This window comes from Glaesserella australis (assembly GCF_003260095.1).
Taxonomy (GTDB): domain Bacteria; phylum Pseudomonadota; class Gammaproteobacteria; order Enterobacterales; family Pasteurellaceae; genus Glaesserella; species Glaesserella australis.
On record NZ_PTPX01000001.1, the window covers coordinates 62,117 to 78,663 of the forward strand.

16 protein-coding genes, 1 tRNA gene and 1 pseudogene are annotated in these 16,547 nt (G+C 41.3%); 10 read left to right on the top strand and 8 right to left on the bottom strand.

Annotation, left to right across the window (positions count from 1 at the left end; translation table 11 throughout):
• Positions 1–3: 3 nt before the first annotated feature.
• The 7 genes from C5N92_RS00415 to truD form a co-directional block, all read right to left on the bottom strand.
• Positions 4–564 (bottom strand): DNA-3-methyladenine glycosylase I, encoded by a 561-nt coding sequence (locus C5N92_RS00415; protein WP_111748916.1) that lies wholly within the window; start codon positions 562–564, stop codon positions 4–6.
• Positions 565–633: 69 nt separating this feature from the next.
• Positions 634–1,008 (bottom strand): hypothetical protein, encoded by a 375-nt coding sequence (locus tag C5N92_RS00420; protein ID WP_111748917.1) that lies wholly within the window; start codon positions 1,006–1,008, stop codon positions 634–636.
• 3 nt (positions 1,009–1,011) lie between these two features.
• Positions 1,012–2,250 carry a murein hydrolase activator NlpD gene (nlpD, locus tag C5N92_RS00425; protein ID WP_111748918.1) on the bottom strand — a complete coding sequence of 413 codons (1,239 nt, stop codon included), beginning with the start codon at positions 2,248–2,250 and terminating at the stop codon, positions 1,012–1,014.
• Between the two features lie 83 nt (positions 2,251–2,333).
• Entirely contained in the window at positions 2,334–2,837 is a 504-nt protein-coding gene (locus C5N92_RS00430; RefSeq protein WP_111748919.1) for a LysM peptidoglycan-binding domain-containing protein, read from the bottom strand.
• A 9-nt stretch (positions 2,838–2,846) separates the two neighbouring features.
• Complete coding sequence (locus C5N92_RS00435) at positions 2,847–3,434, bottom strand: YqaA family protein (RefSeq protein ID WP_111748920.1); 588 nt, start codon at positions 3,432–3,434, stop codon at positions 2,847–2,849.
• The gene (gene surE / locus C5N92_RS00440) at positions 3,435–4,199 is read right to left on the bottom strand and encodes a 5'/3'-nucleotidase SurE (protein WP_111748921.1); all 765 of its coding nucleotides are present in this window, start codon (positions 4,197–4,199) and stop codon (positions 3,435–3,437) included.
• A gap of 363 nt (positions 4,200–4,562) precedes the next feature.
• Positions 4,563–5,570, bottom strand: coding sequence for a tRNA pseudouridine(13) synthase TruD (gene truD, locus C5N92_RS00445; protein ID WP_111748922.1), 1,008 nt, complete (start codon positions 5,568–5,570; stop codon positions 4,563–4,565).
• Between the two features lie 178 nt (positions 5,571–5,748).
• Between truD and tpiA the strand changes: the two genes are divergently transcribed.
• The 5 genes from tpiA (at position 5,749) to C5N92_RS00470 (ending at position 9,712) form a co-directional block, all read left to right on the top strand.
• On the top strand, positions 5,749–6,540 hold the full coding sequence (tpiA, locus tag C5N92_RS00450; protein WP_111748923.1) for a triose-phosphate isomerase: 792 nt from the start codon (positions 5,749–5,751) through the stop codon (positions 6,538–6,540).
• A 151-nt stretch (positions 6,541–6,691) separates the two neighbouring features.
• Positions 6,692–6,767 (top strand) — tRNA-Lys (locus C5N92_RS00455).
• Between the two features lie 134 nt (positions 6,768–6,901).
• Entirely contained in the window at positions 6,902–7,936 is a 1,035-nt protein-coding gene (gene mltG / locus C5N92_RS00460; protein ID WP_111748992.1) for an endolytic transglycosylase MltG, read from the top strand.
• Entirely contained in the window at positions 7,936–8,559 is a 624-nt protein-coding gene (tmk, locus tag C5N92_RS00465) for a dTMP kinase (RefSeq protein WP_111748924.1), read from the top strand. The genes mltG and tmk overlap by 1 nt, the downstream gene beginning before the upstream one ends.
• A 163-nt stretch (positions 8,560–8,722) precedes the next feature.
• Positions 8,723–9,712 carry a DNA polymerase III subunit delta' gene (locus tag C5N92_RS00470; protein WP_111748925.1) on the top strand — a complete coding sequence of 330 codons (990 nt, stop codon included), beginning with the start codon at positions 8,723–8,725 and terminating at the stop codon, positions 9,710–9,712.
• Here C5N92_RS00470 and C5N92_RS00475 read toward each other — a convergent pair.
• Positions 9,709–10,389, bottom strand: a pseudogene (locus tag C5N92_RS00475) (ATP-binding protein); the annotation flags it as partial. The gene C5N92_RS00470 and the pseudogene C5N92_RS00475 overlap by 4 nt on opposite strands.
• Before the next feature lie 159 nt (positions 10,390–10,548).
• Between C5N92_RS00475 and C5N92_RS00480 the strand changes: the two are divergent.
• The 5 genes from C5N92_RS00480 to C5N92_RS00500 are packed head-to-tail and all read left to right on the top strand — an operon-like array spanning position 10,549 to position 16,507.
• Positions 10,549–11,211 carry a TnsA endonuclease N-terminal domain-containing protein gene (locus C5N92_RS00480; RefSeq protein ID WP_111748927.1) on the top strand — a complete coding sequence of 221 codons (663 nt, stop codon included), beginning with the start codon at positions 10,549–10,551 and terminating at the stop codon, positions 11,209–11,211.
• Positions 11,204–13,123 (top strand): Mu transposase C-terminal domain-containing protein, encoded by a 1,920-nt coding sequence (locus tag C5N92_RS00485; RefSeq protein ID WP_111748928.1) that lies wholly within the window; start codon positions 11,204–11,206, stop codon positions 13,121–13,123. Before C5N92_RS00480 ends, C5N92_RS00485 begins: the two co-directional genes overlap by 8 nt.
• Complete coding sequence (locus C5N92_RS00490) at positions 13,123–14,016, top strand: TniB family NTP-binding protein (protein ID WP_111748929.1); 894 nt, start codon at positions 13,123–13,125, stop codon at positions 14,014–14,016. The genes C5N92_RS00485 and C5N92_RS00490 overlap by 1 nt, the downstream gene beginning before the upstream one ends.
• Entirely contained in the window at positions 13,974–15,092 is a 1,119-nt protein-coding gene (locus C5N92_RS00495) for a TniQ family protein (RefSeq protein WP_111748930.1), read from the top strand. The genes C5N92_RS00490 and C5N92_RS00495 overlap by 43 nt, the downstream gene beginning before the upstream one ends.
• Positions 15,053–16,507 (top strand): hypothetical protein, encoded by a 1,455-nt coding sequence (locus tag C5N92_RS00500; protein WP_111748931.1) that lies wholly within the window; start codon positions 15,053–15,055, stop codon positions 16,505–16,507. The genes C5N92_RS00495 and C5N92_RS00500 overlap by 40 nt, the downstream gene beginning before the upstream one ends.
• Positions 16,508–16,547 lie beyond the last annotated feature (40 nt).

The following is a 16,547-nucleotide window of genomic DNA, read 5'->3' on the forward strand; positions in this document are numbered from 1 at the left end:
TTTTTACCATTTTGTTTTGCATAAACAGTGATTTAGATGATCGTTGACCAATCCCATTGATTGCATAAACGCATAGCAAGTTGTTTCGCCAACAAATACAAAACCTTTCTTTTTCAATGCTTTTGACATAGCGGTAGACACTGCGGTTTTGGCAGGGACAACATCAAGAGTCGGGATGTCATTTACCTGTGGCTTGCCATTAACAAAAGACCAGATAAATTGGCTAAAATCTTCACCTTGTTCTTGCATAGCAAGATAGGCTTTGGCGTTTTTAATAATGGCTTCTAGCTTGGCTCTGTGGCGGATTAATCCCGCATTTTGCATTAAGCGATCGAGATCGGATTCCTTCATTTGTGCGATTTTATGCGGATCGAATTGATAAAATGCATCTCGATAGGCTTCGCGTTTTTTCAATACTGTAATCCAAGATAGCCCTGCTTGTTGCCCTTCTAGACAAATTTTTTCAAACAGTTTTTGGCTATCATATTCAGGTTTTCCCCATTCGTTATCGTGATAGTTGACATATATTTCACTATCACCTGCCCAGCTACAGCGTGTCGTCATTGGTATTTTCCTTGTAAAAAATGACCGCTTGTGGTGACAAGCGGTCAGATTTCTCTTATTTTTTGCAAATTACTTGTGAATTTTCCAAGCCGTTGCGGTTTTGGTTAAACGGACTTTACGATCTTTAGACAAGTATCCGCCTTTGACCGCATCAAGAATGGTATTCTCGGGTAAGTCTGCGGCAAACACTTCTGCCTGTGATTTATCGTCAGATAAAATGACATAGACAGCTAAGGTCGTATTTGCGGGATCTGTTAATTTAATATCTGCGATATCAAAAGGCTGAACGCATTGTTGTTTCAGGTAAGAATAACTTTGCCCTGCGCTAGATAAGCAACCGTGTTTATCTTTGCCACCGCCTAACATCACGGGTTCAGGTTGTGTACTACAAGCCATCAATGCTCCTATTGCCACAAACAGACTGAGTTGTTTGAATAGTTTCATACATTATTGTCTCGGTAAGTAACGTGCAGGGTCAACAGATTTACCTTGATAACGAATTTCAAAGTGAAGTTTGTTGCTATTGGTGCCTGTACTACCTAAAGTCGCAATGGTTTCACCTGCTTTTACGTTGTCTTGCTCTTCAACTTTAATGCTGTCGTTATGTGCATAGGCACTTAAGAAGTCATCGTTATGTTTAATGATGATTAAGTTACCATAACCTTGTAAGGCATTCCCTGCATACACAACACGACCTGCAGCGGCAGCTTTAACCGCTTGACCTTTTGTACCTGCAATATCAAGACCTTTGTTGCCACCTTCAGATGATGAGAAGCCTGAAATCACTCGACCTTGTGTTGGCCATTGCCATTTGATTGATGAGACCGCTGGCGCAGGTGTATTGCTACTGTAGTTTGGTGTGCTACTTGCAGTAGTTGCGGTGACACGTGGTGTAGAAGCAACGGTTCCTGCACTTGCGGTAACCGTTGGGCGAGTCACAGCCGTTGCATCGCCTGTTCCTGCTTTTACAGGGCCTGTGATCGTGCCATCAGAGCCATAAGCTGTACCGTTTGGCGCTTGGGTATAAGTGACGACAGGTTCTACTTGAACGGGTTTTGGTGCTGGTTGGGCTACAGGTTGTGGCGCAGCTTTGGCGGTTTGCGTTTCTGTTGCTGCCGCTTGGCTATTCCCCAGTTTTAAGGTTTGACCTACACGTAATTGGTATGGCTCACTCATATTATTGAGTGCTGCGACTTCTTTAACATCTTTGCCTGCAATATAAGCAATTAAGAACATCGTGTCGCCTTTACGCACGGTATAGGTGTCGCCGTTATAGAACCCTTTATCAATTTGGCTATAAATAGGCGCATTATTTTCATCACGTGGGATCGTAAAATCTTGTGGTACTTGTTTTTTGGTTGTTTTAGCCGTTGTTGCTTTTGGTTTTTCTACTGGCACTGGTTTTGGTTGAGCAACAGGTTGCGGAGCCTGATATGTTGGCTGTGGCGCTTGATACACCGGTTGTGGTGCTGGTGTATAAGTTGGTGTCGCCATCGTTGTTGGCATCGATGTACTTTGTACATCTGTTTGCCAACCAGTGCCGCTATTCATGGTGCCAGAAACGGGTTGCATAACCCCAGGGGATAAATCTGCACCATCAGCATTGACCACCGGTGCAGGTGTATTTGAACCACAAGCCGTTAATACGAATGCGGCGAGTGGAAGTAATAAAAAAGACTTTTTCATTCTAAATATCCTAAAACAAAACAAGAACGCCTAATATGGCGTTCTGAAAATAATTTTTATAAAAGAGAAATTTCTCTATGGAATTATCTTACACGTAGTACTTGACCTACTTTTAATGGTGTAGATGTACTTAAGTTATTCAATGTTGCAAGTTGATTTGCGGTTTGTCCTGTTAAATAAGCAACTAAGAACCAAGTATCATGTTTACCTACAGTATAAGAACTGTCGGTATAGCAACCTTTTTGAATTTGACTATAAACAGGCGTATTGTTTGAATCTCTCACAACGTTACAAGCCCCAACGGTTTCACTTTGTCCGCCATAGTTTGTTTGCCCATAACTTGGTTGGCTATAGGTCGGCTGTGGCTGACTATAAGTTGGTTGCGGTGTCGGTGTATAAGTCGGTTGTGGCGCTTGGTAGCTAGGTGATGTCATAGAACTCGGCATCTCTACTTGTTGTACTTCCGTTTGCCATGAAGATCCAGCTTCTGTTACTTCAACATTTGGTGACGTTTCAGATGATGTATTTGATGAACAAGCTGTTAAGATCATTGCAGCAAGTGGAAGTAGAAGGAATGATTTTTTCATAATAGCCTCTTATTTCAATAAGACATAAATCACGTAGGCAACAACAGCAACCGCTACTGTACCCCAACCAATTAATTCAATAGAACGGCGGATTTTATCCGCATATTTCTCTCCGCCCCATGCAGATAATTTTGCCACAAGCAGAAAGCGAATAAAACGAGAAATTGTTGCCGTGAGAATAAATGGTAAAAACGCCATTTGTAGTACACCGGCACAAAGGGTAAAGACTTTAAATGGAACGGGTGAGAAACCTGCTGCTAAGAAGATAATCATGATTCCCCACGTTTCAAACCAGCTCATTGCGCGATCAAAATTGGCTTGCATTCCCCAATTTGCGACAACTTCTTGTACCCAATCTGACGCAAAATAACCCACAGAATAGCCAATAATTCCGCCAATAATCGACGAAACGGTAGCGTAAATCGCATAACGTGTTGCCATTTGTGGCTTACTCATCGACATCGGAATAAGCATTACATCGGGCGGAATAGGGAAGAAAATCGCTTCAATAAAGCTGACAAAACTGAGCCAACCTGCAGCAAAACGGTGTTTCGACCATTCCATCGTTTTATCATAAATCGTACCAAATAGTTTCATTTATAAAATCTCTTTTAATGCTTGAATGGATTGATGTGCTGTCATATCTGCTTGCACAGGTGTGATAGAGACATAGTTATGATTGATAGCATAAAAGTCTGTCCCTTCGCTTTCGTCAGTCGGTTTACCCGTTGTACCAATCCAATAAACATTTGCCCCGCGGGGATCTTGCTGTTTAATGATTTCCGCTGCAGGTGAGCGGTCGCCCAAGCGAGTAACCATCATCCCTTTAAGTTCAGTATAAGGCACATTGGGTACATTGACATTCAATACTTGATTGGCAGGGATTGCATCCGTGACTACTTTTGGCAATAAATCTAATACCACCTGTGCTGCCGTTTCAAAATGGCACTGACCCGCCAAATAATTTGCCCCTTTATGCCCAACTAAAGAGACTGCAATCGACGGGAAAGGTAAGTGACGACCTTCAAGGGCGGCAGCAACCGTGCCTGAATAAACCACATCATCGCCTAAATTCGCCCCGTGGTTAATGCCCGAAACGACCAAATCAAAGGGTTCATCAAGTAGCCCATTTAACGCCAAATGTACGCAGTCTGCGGGTGTGCCTGCAATAATGGCATAATCACCATTATCAAATTGATGTACACGCAATGGATCGACCAACGTCAAACAGCTTGATGCCGCACTGCGATTGCGATCAGGGGCAACAATGGTGACTTTATGTCCTGCATCACGCAGTGTTTTTGCTAAAACTTGAATGCCGTGAGCGTGGAAACCGTCATCGTTGCTTAATAGAATGTTCATTGTTTGTTATTTCCTTGCATTATTATCTTCGTTGCCAATAGTACAGGTTTTCAACGTGTGCCTATCATATTTTAATTACGTTTTAGGCACTCGTTAAAAATCATAAGTGTTCGAAACTTATAATACGATGATGTTACCCCGTTCGCTCCCCCTGCTTGCGGGGGGAGCTGCCGAAGGCTGAGGGGGGTGTCCGAAGAACAATCTACAAGCGGTTAAAAATCGCTAAAATGTTGCAAACTTCGTTTGCAATCCCCCCTTCCGCCTTCGGCACCTTCCCCCGTTTACGGGGGAAGGGAATGATTTCAAATCAATGAGTTATATGTTTCGAGCAGTTGTGGTTAAAACAAGTGCCATCATAGGCGACTAATCATCCACCAAAACCAACTCCCTCACCAACGCTGTCGCATAACTGCCCGCATCAAGAAAGAATTTCAAACGTAATCCTGCTTCTTCAAATTGCCACTCAAACTGTTGTGGCTTACAAAACATCGCACGACGAGCAGCACTCATTCGCTCTTTTGCCATTAATGCCAACAGATCTTGCTGGGCGGAAACGATGTTTTGTTCATACTCAGACACTTGCTGTGATAAAGAGTTTTCGCCGACAAGCGGTGCGGTGAGCAAAATATCTTGCAAATCTAACCGCTTGTTCAATTCGTTTAATTCCTCAGGTTGTGCCACAAACCAACTGTTTGAGCCAGCCAGTTGTATTAAGTCAAAAGGCAACACCTGTTGGGTTAAGCCAAGTTCAATGCGGTTTGAAACGACCAAATTAAAAATCTCACTGCGAGCGGCAGAGAGATAGAAACTGCGTTTTTTACGATCTTTTACTGTAATTTCGCCTTTCGCCCAACGCATTGCTTGGGTCAAATTATGTCCGTCTCGCCCGAAACGTTGTTCAGTAAAATAATTCGGAAATCCGACCGCTTGTATTTGGTTTAAACGAGCGGTGAGATCATCGCTCTGTTTTACGTCTCTTAATAACAGCTCAAAGTGATTGCCTGAAAGACTGCCGATGCGAATTTTGCGGTTGTGGCGAGTGACTTCCAACACTTCGACACCTTCAAGTTGAAAGGCTGAAAAGTCGGGTGTTTCTTTGCCTGCCAAATGCAAGCAGAACCACTGTTCTGTCACGGCGTGGCGATCTTTTAAGCCTGCATAGCTCATATTTTTGGCGGAAATGCCTGCAAATTCTGCCAATTTTTCGCCGACAAACAAGGTATTCGTATCGGTTTTACGAATCTTTACCGCCACAAATTCCCCTTCACCTGAAAGGGTATAACCGAGTTCTTCTTTGACAATAAAATCGGCAAATTCTGCTTTTAATCTGCCCGCTTGCGTGGGCTTGCCGAATAAATAGGCTAATTGCATTGTTTATCCCATTAACATTTCGGGCGGGGATAAACCCCGCCCCTTAAAATTTTGGCTATTTTATCAGTTATTTTCTGATCTTGAGCTGAAATCTTGCGGAAAAACAATAAATTCTTGTAAAAATTTGGTATAGTTTGCGCAGTTTTATTATTACATTTCACTCAATAGGAGAAACAAAATGGCACGTCGTCCGTTAGTAATGGGTAACTGGAAATTAAATGGTAGCAAAGCATTCACTAAAGAATTAGTGGAAAGCTTAAAAAGAGAACTTGATGGCGTTACAGGTTGTGATGTCGCTATCGCACCGCCTGTGATGTACTTAGCGGAAGCAGAAGCGGCATTAGCAAGCTGTGGTTGTGAATGTACCACCAAAAAATTGATCGCATTAGGCGCACAAAACGTGGACGTGAATGTACAAGGTGCATTTACTGGCGATATTTCAACAGCAATGTTAAAAGATTTCGGTGCTAAATATATCATCATCGGCCACTCTGAACGCCGTACTTACCACAAAGAGAGCGATGAATTTATTGCGAAAAAATTCGCTGCGTTAAAAGAAGCAGGTTTAGTGCCAGTATTATGTATCGGTGAAACTGAAGCGGAAAACGAAGCAGGTCAAACAGAAGCGGTTTGTGCTCGTCAATTAGATGCAGTATTAAACAGCTTAGGTGCTGAAGCATTCAACGGTGCCGTAATTGCTTACGAACCTGTTTGGGCTATCGGTACAGGTAAATCAGCGACTCCAGCACAAGCACAAGCAGTTCACGCATTTATTCGTGGTCACATTGCAAAACACTCACAAGCGGTTGCCGATCAAGTGATCATTCAATACGGCGGTTCAGTAAATGATGCCAATGCTGCAGAGTTATTCACCCAGCCAGACATTGACGGTGCGTTAGTTGGCGGTGCATCACTTAAAGCTCCAGCCTTTGCGGTAATCGTGAAAGCAGCAGAAAAAGCGAAAGCGTAATTTCTGAGAGACAAGCGGTCGGATAGGGTAAATTTTTTGCAAAATCTTACCGCTTGTTGCTTGCAAACTATGCAAATAATTTAAAAAAAGAAAAAAAGGGTTGATCTCACGCGGAAAATCCGTATGATACGCTCCCGTTACGCAAGATTATGGGTCGTTAGCTCAGTCGGTAGAGCAGCGGACTTTTAATCCGTTGGTCGAAGGTTCGAATCCTTCACGACCCACCATTTATCCCCTAAATCAAAAAACACAAAAACTAGCGTTACAAAAAATTTTAGAAATCTTACCGCTTGTATAGCTTTTTTGTATGCCTTGTAGTAAGGTTCGCTCCGTTTTTAATTCGATTTATACGTTGATTCAAATGTTAAAAAAACTCTTTATTTCACTTGGCTTGCTGTCTGTGGTTGCTCTTGGTGGCGGATTTTATGCCTATCAAAAAATCAATCAGTTAGCAGAACATCAACTGACAACCAAGCCCGATCAACTCTTTATTTTAGAAAAAGGCACATCAAGTCAAAAATTGGCAAAATTGCTTGCAGAGCAAGGTATTATCAGTAGTGATGATGCCGATTTGTTACCTTATCTCATTCGTCTGCAGCCTGAATTGAGCAAATTTAAAGCAGGTGTTTATGCGTTGGATAATCTCAAAACCGTGAAAGATCTACTCCAACACTTTAACAGTGGCAAAGAAGTGCAGTTGAATGTGCAATTTATTGAGGGCAAAACCTTTAAAACGTGGCGTGAACAGTTGGCAAAGGCTCGTTATTTAGAGCAGACACTTGCCGATAAAAATGAGACAGATATTGCCAAACTGCTTGGCGTGCCAAACGAAAAGCTCGAGGGCTGGCTTGCCCCTGATACTTACAGCTATGTGCCGTATTCAAGCGATCTTGAATTGCTAAAACGTGCTTATCAAAAACAGCAACAAGCCTTAGAGCAGGCTTGGCAAAATCGGGCGGAGAACCTACCGCTTAAATCGCCTTATGAGATGCTGATTTTAGCGTCAATTGTCGAAAAAGAGACGGGCGTGGCAAGTGAGCGTCCGCAAGTGGCATCGGTGTTTATCAACCGCTTGCGTCAAGGTTGGAAATTGCAGACCGACCCAACGGTGATTTACGGAATGGGCGACCGCTACAACGGCAATATCCGCAAAAAAGATCTGCTAGAACCTACGCCGTACAACACTTACATCATTGACGGCTTACCGCCGACCCCGATAGCAATGCCAAGTGAAGCGTCAATTAAAGCGACTGCTCAACCCGACACTACCCCTTATTTCTACTTTGTGGCGGACGGTTCGGGCGGGCATAAGTTCAGCCGAACATTAGATGAACATAATCAAGCGGTGCGTAATTGGATCCAAATTGAACGAAATAAAAAGAGTGAGAACAAATAATGCGTGGCAAATTTATTGTGATTGAGGGATTAGAGGGAGCAGGCAAAAGCAACGCTCAACGTGTGGTAGCAGAAACCTTAGCTACCCATGGCATTGATTTTATCCGCACAAGAGAGCCGGGCGGCACACCAATTGCCGAAGCCCTGCGTGATTTGTGGAAAGAGGGCAGAGACGGCGAACACACCACCGACAAAGCCGAAGTGTTGATGATTTACGCCGCTCGTACGCAGTTGGTCGAAACGGTGATCGAACCAGCCCTTGCCAGTGGCAAATGGGTTATCGGCGACCGACACAATATGTCCAGCCAAGCCTATCAAGGTGGCGGACGGGGTTTGGCGGATTTGGTGGATCAAATCGGCTCTGCGATTTTAGGTGATTTTGAACCTGATTTTACCCTTTACCTTGATATTGATCCTGCCGTTGGACTAGAACGAGCCAAAGGGCGTGGTGCTTTAGACCGCATCGAACAGCAACATATCGACTTTTTCCACCGCACCCACGAGCGTTATTTAGCGTTGGTGAAAGATAACCCCAAAGCCGTGTTAATCAATGCTGAAGCGGATATCGAACAGGTTTCGGCAGATATAAAACAAGCGGTGGAAAGGTTTTTGTCAATGGTATAACCTTACTCTCCCCCGTTTACGGGGGAGAGACAGCTTAAAATTGCGTAAGGCAATTTTAAGCAGAGAGAGGGTAAACAAGCGGTTACTTATTGTTAAAAATTTGCAAAGTTCTCTTTTGTAAGCGGGAGAGAGAAATAGATGTTAATTTTAAAATCTAAATAAAATGAACTTATACACCTGGCACCAACCCACCTACCACCAAATCACTTCAACCTTTCAGCAAGGTCGGGGGCATCACGCATTGTTGTTTAAAACTGATGTTGGCTTAGGCACGGAACAGCTTATCCGACACTTTACACATTGGTTACTTTGCCAAACGCCACAAGAGAGCCAACCTTGCGGGCAGTGCAAAAGCTGTTTGCTGTGGCAAAGTGGCAACCACCCCGATTTTCATCTGCTTGAACCGATTGAAAATAAAGATATTGGGATCGATCAGGTGCGAGAGATCACGGCAAAATTACAACAATTTTCGCAACAAGGGGGCAATGCAGTGGTCTATTTGGCTGGAGCGGATCGTTTGACGGAAGCGGCTGCAAATGCGTTGCTGAAAACCCTTGAAGAGCCGAATAGCAACGTCTATTTCTTGCTGGAATCCCCGTTGCAAGCCACAATGTTGGCGACCATTCAGAGCCGTTGCCAAACGTGGCTGATTCAGACTCCCGAGCTTGAACAAGCGTTTGACTGGCTGCAAGCCGAATGTTCAACGGCACAGCCAAACGAGATTGAGACCGCCCTGCGTTTGTGTCACAACCGTCCGCTGATTTGCAAAAATTTTCTTGAAAACGACCGCTTGCCGAGCCGTAAAACCTTTTTGCAGACCTTTTGGCGTTTTTACAAGAGCCGTGATGTTTTCCTACTCTTTTCCGCCTTTGATAAAGAAAAAGATCAAGTATTACAACAACTTGAGTGGCTTGCATCCTTTTTTAGCGATGCCCTTAAAGCCAAAATGCAGATTTCGACAGGCTGGCTCAATCCTGATTTACAAAACGGTATTATTCCATTTAGCCAACAGCTTACGGCACAAGGCTTGCTCAAGGGGCATCAAATCATTCAACAAACCCAACGGGATTTGGTTGAAGTCAATGCGGTCAATCAAGAGCTGATGTTGCTCGATTGCTTGAGCAAGTTGGCGTTGGACGTGTTTGAAAACTAACTTTCTCCCTGAAGTCGCTGTAACAGACGATCCATTGCCCGATAGCCCAACGCTTCCGCCAAATGTGGCTGTTGAATTTGAGCTTCATCGGCAAGGTCGGCAATGGTGCGAGAGACCTTGAGAATACGGTGATAAGCTCGCACCGACAAGCCAAGTTTGGTTAGTGCATTTTCCAAAAACAACGCATCTCGGTCGCTCAATTTGCAATCTTGCTCAATCTCTTTGGTGGTGAGCTGTGCATTGATTTTCCCCCGCCGCTGAAATTGCAAATATCTTGCCTGAAGTACCCGCTTGCGAGCCTGTTCGGTGGTTTCGCCCCGTTGTTCCGTGTTGTTTTGCAACGCCCCTTGTGGCAGTAATGGCACTTCTATTGAGAGATCGAAACGGTCTAAAAATGGCCCTGACAAACGGTTGAGATAACGCATCAGCTGTTGGGGCGATGTGCGGTTATGTGTGCCTTGATAATGCCCTGTTGGGCTAGGGTTCATTGCCGCAATCAACTGAAAACGAGCAGGAAATTGCACCTTTGCATTTGCCCTTGAAATGATGATCTCCCCCGACTCCAACGGCTGTCGCAACGCATCTAACACCTTGCGTTCAAACTCGGGCAGTTCGTCCAAAAATAGCACGCCATTGTGAGCCAACGAAATTTCGCCTGGTTTTGGGATCGAACCACTGTCAAAGTTACAAATAAGTGTCATAATAAGCAAAACCTAGAACGGTAGAATAAGGCTTTAGCCTATTTTTTTACCCTTAGAAGATACTATTTAATGACACAAAAGCTACAAATAGCTGTCAAAACACATTAAAAGATACCAATAAAGGTCAAATTATTTATGAAAACAGAACCCACTTTCCAACAGGTTCGTAAGATTAAACCAACGCGTCTTAGCGTATCAGGTTTACTTCCTTTTAAAGATGGAGTAAGTATTCCCTACGAATCTACACTTGAGCGAGATCTCTTACTCTATTTTACTTATATGCCTGTGGTAGAAGAAATTATTTCTCAACCCGTTCGCATTTTGTTTATAAAAAATGGGATGACTTATCCTTATACGCCTGATTTCTTCATCCGTTTCAATGATGGACGACCATCACTTTTGATTGAAGTAAAACCAAAATCAAAATGGCAAGAACATTGGCGTGATTGGAAAGAAAAATGGAAAGCAGCAATGGCATTCAGCAAAAAGAACGAGTGCATCTTCCATATTTATGATGAAGATAAAATTCGTCACCTTGCATTATTCAACATTAATGCGGTTCAACGTTACAAACGATTACAGTGCGATCCTGAAGATATTGAAGCGATACTTACTCAAGTTAAATTACACGGCAATACAACAATAGATTTTCTACTTTCTCGATTATTTACAGGTTCACTTTATCGAACCAAAGGATTGCAAATTATCTATCACTTATTGGCAACCAAACAGCTTACTTGTAACTGGTTCGAGCCATTATCTGAATTTACCGAAGTTTGGGGGTATTCAAATGACTAAAGGATTTATTCATCCTCGCTATCACGGTCGATTAGAGCGTGGTCGCCTGATTTTGCAAAAAGGCAACGTTTATGTAAATCGCGAAGATGGCGAACAATATGAACTGATTGAGTATTTAGATGAAGATGCACAAGTGATGATCCGAAATCTTCATACTCGCCAAAGTAAGATTGCCAGTATTCACCAGTTAGATAATTTGAAAATCAACGAGCGTGAAGATGTATCAGTTGATTTAAGTGCAATCAGTGATGATTATTGGGAAAAGGCGTTAAAAAAATACGAAATGATTAAACCGTTACTTAACTATGAGCAACATAGTCCAGCTTCGGTAAGAGCTCGAGCGGAAGAAGTTGGCGTAAGTGAGCGCAGTTTATACCGATGGTTGCAAGCCTATAATTCACTAGGCTCTATCGCAGGGTTGGTTAGTCGTAAACGTGGTTGGGCTGAGGGTAATTCTCGTTTAACTAAAGAACAAGATGAATTAGTTACATTGGTCATTAATGAATTTTACCTGCATAAGCAACGTCCTTCTATTGAACAGACGATTCGTGAAGTACAACGTGTAGCGAGTCAAAAAGGCATTGATAGCCCTAGTCGTAGAACAATTCGACAGCGTATTTTGCGTATTTCGGAAGAGGAAAGGTTACGTAAGCGTGGACAAAAAGAAAAAGCGAAGAATAAATTTACACCTAAACCAAATAGTTTTCCAAATGCTGATTTTCCGCTGAGTGTGATTCAAATCGACCATACACCTGTTGATTTGATTATCGTAGATAATCAGTATCGCAAGCCGATTGGCAGACCATATTTAACGTTAGCAATGGATGTGTATAGCCGAATGATTACAGGTTATTACCTTTCGCTTGACGCTCCATCTGTTACTTCTGTCGCAATGTGTATTGCTCGCAGTATTTTGCCCAAAGAGCATTTATTACTAGACCACAACATCAAAGGTGAATGGGCTGTATTTGGTTATCCAAACAAAATTCACGTAGATAACGGTGCAGATTTTCGTTCACTTGATTTATCAAAATCTTGTGAAGCACACGGTATTGCTTTGGAATTTCTTCCAGTCGGTCGTCCTGAATTTGGCGGACATATTGAACGTGTGATTGGTACATTTATGAAAGAGGTTCATGGTTTGAGCGGTACAACTTTCTCTAATACGAAAGAAAAAGATACTTATCAATCTGAAGCCGAAGCTGTAATGACGTTAGATGAATTTGAAGCGTGGCTAATTAACTACATTGTGAATGTGTACCATAAACGTACGCACTCTGCTTTAGGAATGTCGCCTGTTCAAAAATGGCGTTTAGGTATTTTTGGTGATAAAGACCATGTGGGCTACGGTTATCCGCAGATGCCTGTTGATGAACAAACATTATTACTCGATTTTTTACCAAGTGAAAAACGTACGATTCAACATAATGGCGTAACGATAGATGGCTTACGTTACTATGATGTTGCTCTCAATATGTACATCAATGATTCGGATGAAAACGGTAAAAGCAAGGAATTTTTATTTCGTCGAGATCCACGTAATATTGGCAAAATTTGGTTTTACGATCCAAGATTAAAACGTTATTTCCCTATTCCGTTTGCAGATCAATCATTACCTGATATGAGTATTTGGGAATATAAACAAGTTCGTCAATTCTTGAAAGACAAAGATGAAAAATTGATTCATTCACAACAAATTAATGATGCTTTAACAGAAATGCGTGAAATGGTTGAGCAATCAGCTCATAGAACGAAGAAAGCTCGCCGACAAGCACAACGACAGAAAGTCCATGCAAAAAGTGATGTAGTAGTACCGACTAATGTAATCGAGAAAACACAACATGAAATAGTAAAAGCACCAGCTTCTAGCTTGCTTTCAGATGATGAATTCACATTTGGGGATATTGAATAATGGAAAAGCAATATGAGTATGTTCATGAAAAATTTCGTCATTTAGTGACCGCAAATAATCAAGAACGGATTGAGTTTTTAGATGAACCTCGTTGGGTGGGTTATCCTGTTGCAAATCGAATTATTGAGAATCTAGTTTCACTGATGAATAAACCAAAAAGACCAAGAATGTTTAATTTGTTGGTGGTAGGTGATTCCAATAACGGTAAAACAACGTTAATTCGCCATTTCTACGATTTATACGGACAACCTTATGTCGATAGTCTATCGGATGGTGTCCGCCCTATTATTTTGGCAGAAGCACCGCCGAGTGCGAATGAGAAAGAACTTTATATTTCGTTATTAGAACGTTTTTATGTGCCTTATCGCTCAACTGATAGTGTGGCAAAGTTACGTTATCAAACGATTCATTTGTTTCGTGAATACAAAGTAAAAATGTTAGTTATTGATGAATTTCATTCTTTACTTGTGGGTACGCCACGTTTACAACGTCAGGTTATGAATGCGATTAAAATGTTATGTAATGAACTGCAAATTCCTATTGTTGGTGTAGGTACAAGAGATGCAATTCGTGTCCTACATACTGACCCACAACACGCTAGCCGTTTTGATGTTGCTGAATTGCCAAGGTGGAAATTGGATAAGGACTTTCAAAAGTTACTTTTCCAATTTCAGGGTGTTTTGCCATTGAAGAAATGCTCTAACCTACAATCACCTGAACTCGCTACTAAAATTCATACGATTTCAGGTGGAAATCTAGGGAATGTACATCGTTTATTGACTGCGTGTGCAGTAGAAGCAATTACATCAGGTACTGAACAAATTACGTTAGACATTATCGAGAAAAATTCATGGGTACAACCAACGCAGGGCTTCCGAAAAATTATCGGATAAAATCAGGTGTTATTAGAACGCCAATACAACCAAATGAAAGCATTAGTTCGTGGTTAATTCGTGCAGCATTAGATTGCGGCACTGACCCATTAACGTTCACGGGATTTTATTGGGATAAATTGCGGTTATGGACGTATGATTTAGATAGGGGATTTGAACCTATTCAGCAGCAAATCTATTCTGATATTTGTGACTTATCTCTGAATGGGATGGTAAACCTAGAAGCTCACTCTCTTTATTCCGCATTAAAACGGATTAACGGTGAACAGACCTTAATGAAAGGTCAAGCGAAGTGGGTACTGCCAAGAAGCTCTCGTAATCGCTCACATCGTAGCGGTCAGCATTATTGCTCATGCTGTTTAGATAAAGCACCATATTTACGGAATGAATGGCGTTTTGCATGGTATTTTGGTTGTCTGAAACATCAAACATTACTTGATGCAAAATGCCCTTGTTGTGGTGAGCTATATCAACCGCATTTACTGTCTGCGGATAAAAGACAGCTCAATTATTGTCATCATTGTGGTGAGATGTTGAATTATCACTCTGATTTATTAAGTGAAACGGAAATTGAAACACTACAAATACTAGATGCTGTTTTTACAAGTGATTTAGGTATATGTTTTCAGAAACAAGTTAATTCTCAAGAGTATTTTGCTATTTTACGTTATTTTATTAATCTCATTCGTCGTGGAGCAATAGTAAAATCTTCTCACGCTATTGCAAGGTTTCTTGAACAGTTAGGCATATCACAAGGTAATCTATGTCAACCTAAAACAGCATTAGCATTTGAATTGCTACCGATAGATGAACGTAAAAATCTTTTGGTGAATGCTGTAAAAATTCTTCAGTTATCTTCCGAAGCAATTATTTATGCGATTCAACAAAGTGAGATTACACAAAAAGCCTTTGCTTTTGAAAATTACCCTTCTGAGCTTGATTCACTATTCAAGCATGCAAGAGAAGGTAGAGAAGTTAATCGAAAAACAATAGCAAATAAGCCTAAAATTAATTCTAATTTAAGTCTTAACCGTCAATGGGAACGACTAAAACGACAATTACAAATTGCAGTATGAAGATAACCCAAATTCGTTCGCAAAATAGTTGTTCTATTTGTGGAAAAACACCAGTTACACGCAAATTCCGAGAGGAATACTATTGTGCGAATTGTTACGCTCAATGGTTTAAAAAGAAAACCTGTAAGTTATGTGGTCAATTAAAGCGTATTCACCGTGATGGCGAATTTTGCCTTGAGTGCGAACGTTTGACGGATTGTGTTCGTTGTGGAAAAGAAGCTGGTACATTTAATGTAGGAATGGTGACGAATTACGGAGCTGTATGTTCATCATGTGTTCGTTACTTCCGTGAAGAACAAATGTGTTCAGAATGTGGCAATATGACCCGAGATAGGTATCGTTCACCAATCACAAAAGAATCTATATGCCTTTCTTGCTATCGACAATATACTTTTGCAACGTGTAAGAATTGTAGCCGTTATCGCAAAATTCATAATCAAGAAAAGCAATTATGCAAAAAGTGTGATGAACAGTTACTTTCAACTTGCCCTAAGTGCAAAGCGGAAATGGCTTCAGGTTATGGAAATATTTGTCCTGACTGTGCAAGACGAACTTTATTATTCAATATGATTCGCTTAAATGTGCATATCTTTCGCCATAAGACAATTAAAACAGCCTATAAGAAATTTATTTTTTGGTACATGAGAAAATGCGGGATTAGCGTTGCTTTACATAAAGGTTCAGACTTTATGAGATTCTTTATTGATTGTGACGATAATTGGCAAAAAATTCCTGATTATGAAAAGTTGGTTATTCATTTTAAACCAAATGGCTTGCGTGCAAATTTAACCGTATTACGTTGGTTACTTGACACAAATCAAGTAGTTGTAGATGAAGCTTTAAAAGACGATTTAGCTGAAATGCAACGCATACAATCCCTTTTTAATAAACTTAAAGAATCTGTACCTTGTATAGCAAGTTACTATAAACTTTTACAAAGACGATATGATGATGGTAAAACTTCACTAAAATCTGTTCGGTTAGCTTTACAGCCAGCTATCGACTTAATAAGCTCTAACGACATTACTGATTATCCAACACAGGAACAGTTAAATGACTATCTTGCTGATAAATCAGGACAAATAGCGTCAATTACAGGCTTTGTCAATCACCTGAAATCGGCATATCACTGCGAGTTAGACATTGACCGCAAACTTATTCAACAGATGAAAGCTAAACGGCTTAAAAAGCATTATTCGAAACGTTTAGTTGAACTCTACAAACAGACCGAATTAATGGATGATGAACAGATGGAATTAGTATCCGTTGTCCTATATAGCTTGCACGGTATTGAAATCAAAAAGCCAAAACCTGATGCCATTTTACTGCTAGATGGTGTGGCTTATTACCGCGATAAGACGAAGGATTATTTCCTTCCACAAGACATCTATCTGCGTATAAAACCGCAGTTTTGACGAGAAAAAATGTTATTTTTGCGATCTTGCTCGAAAAATT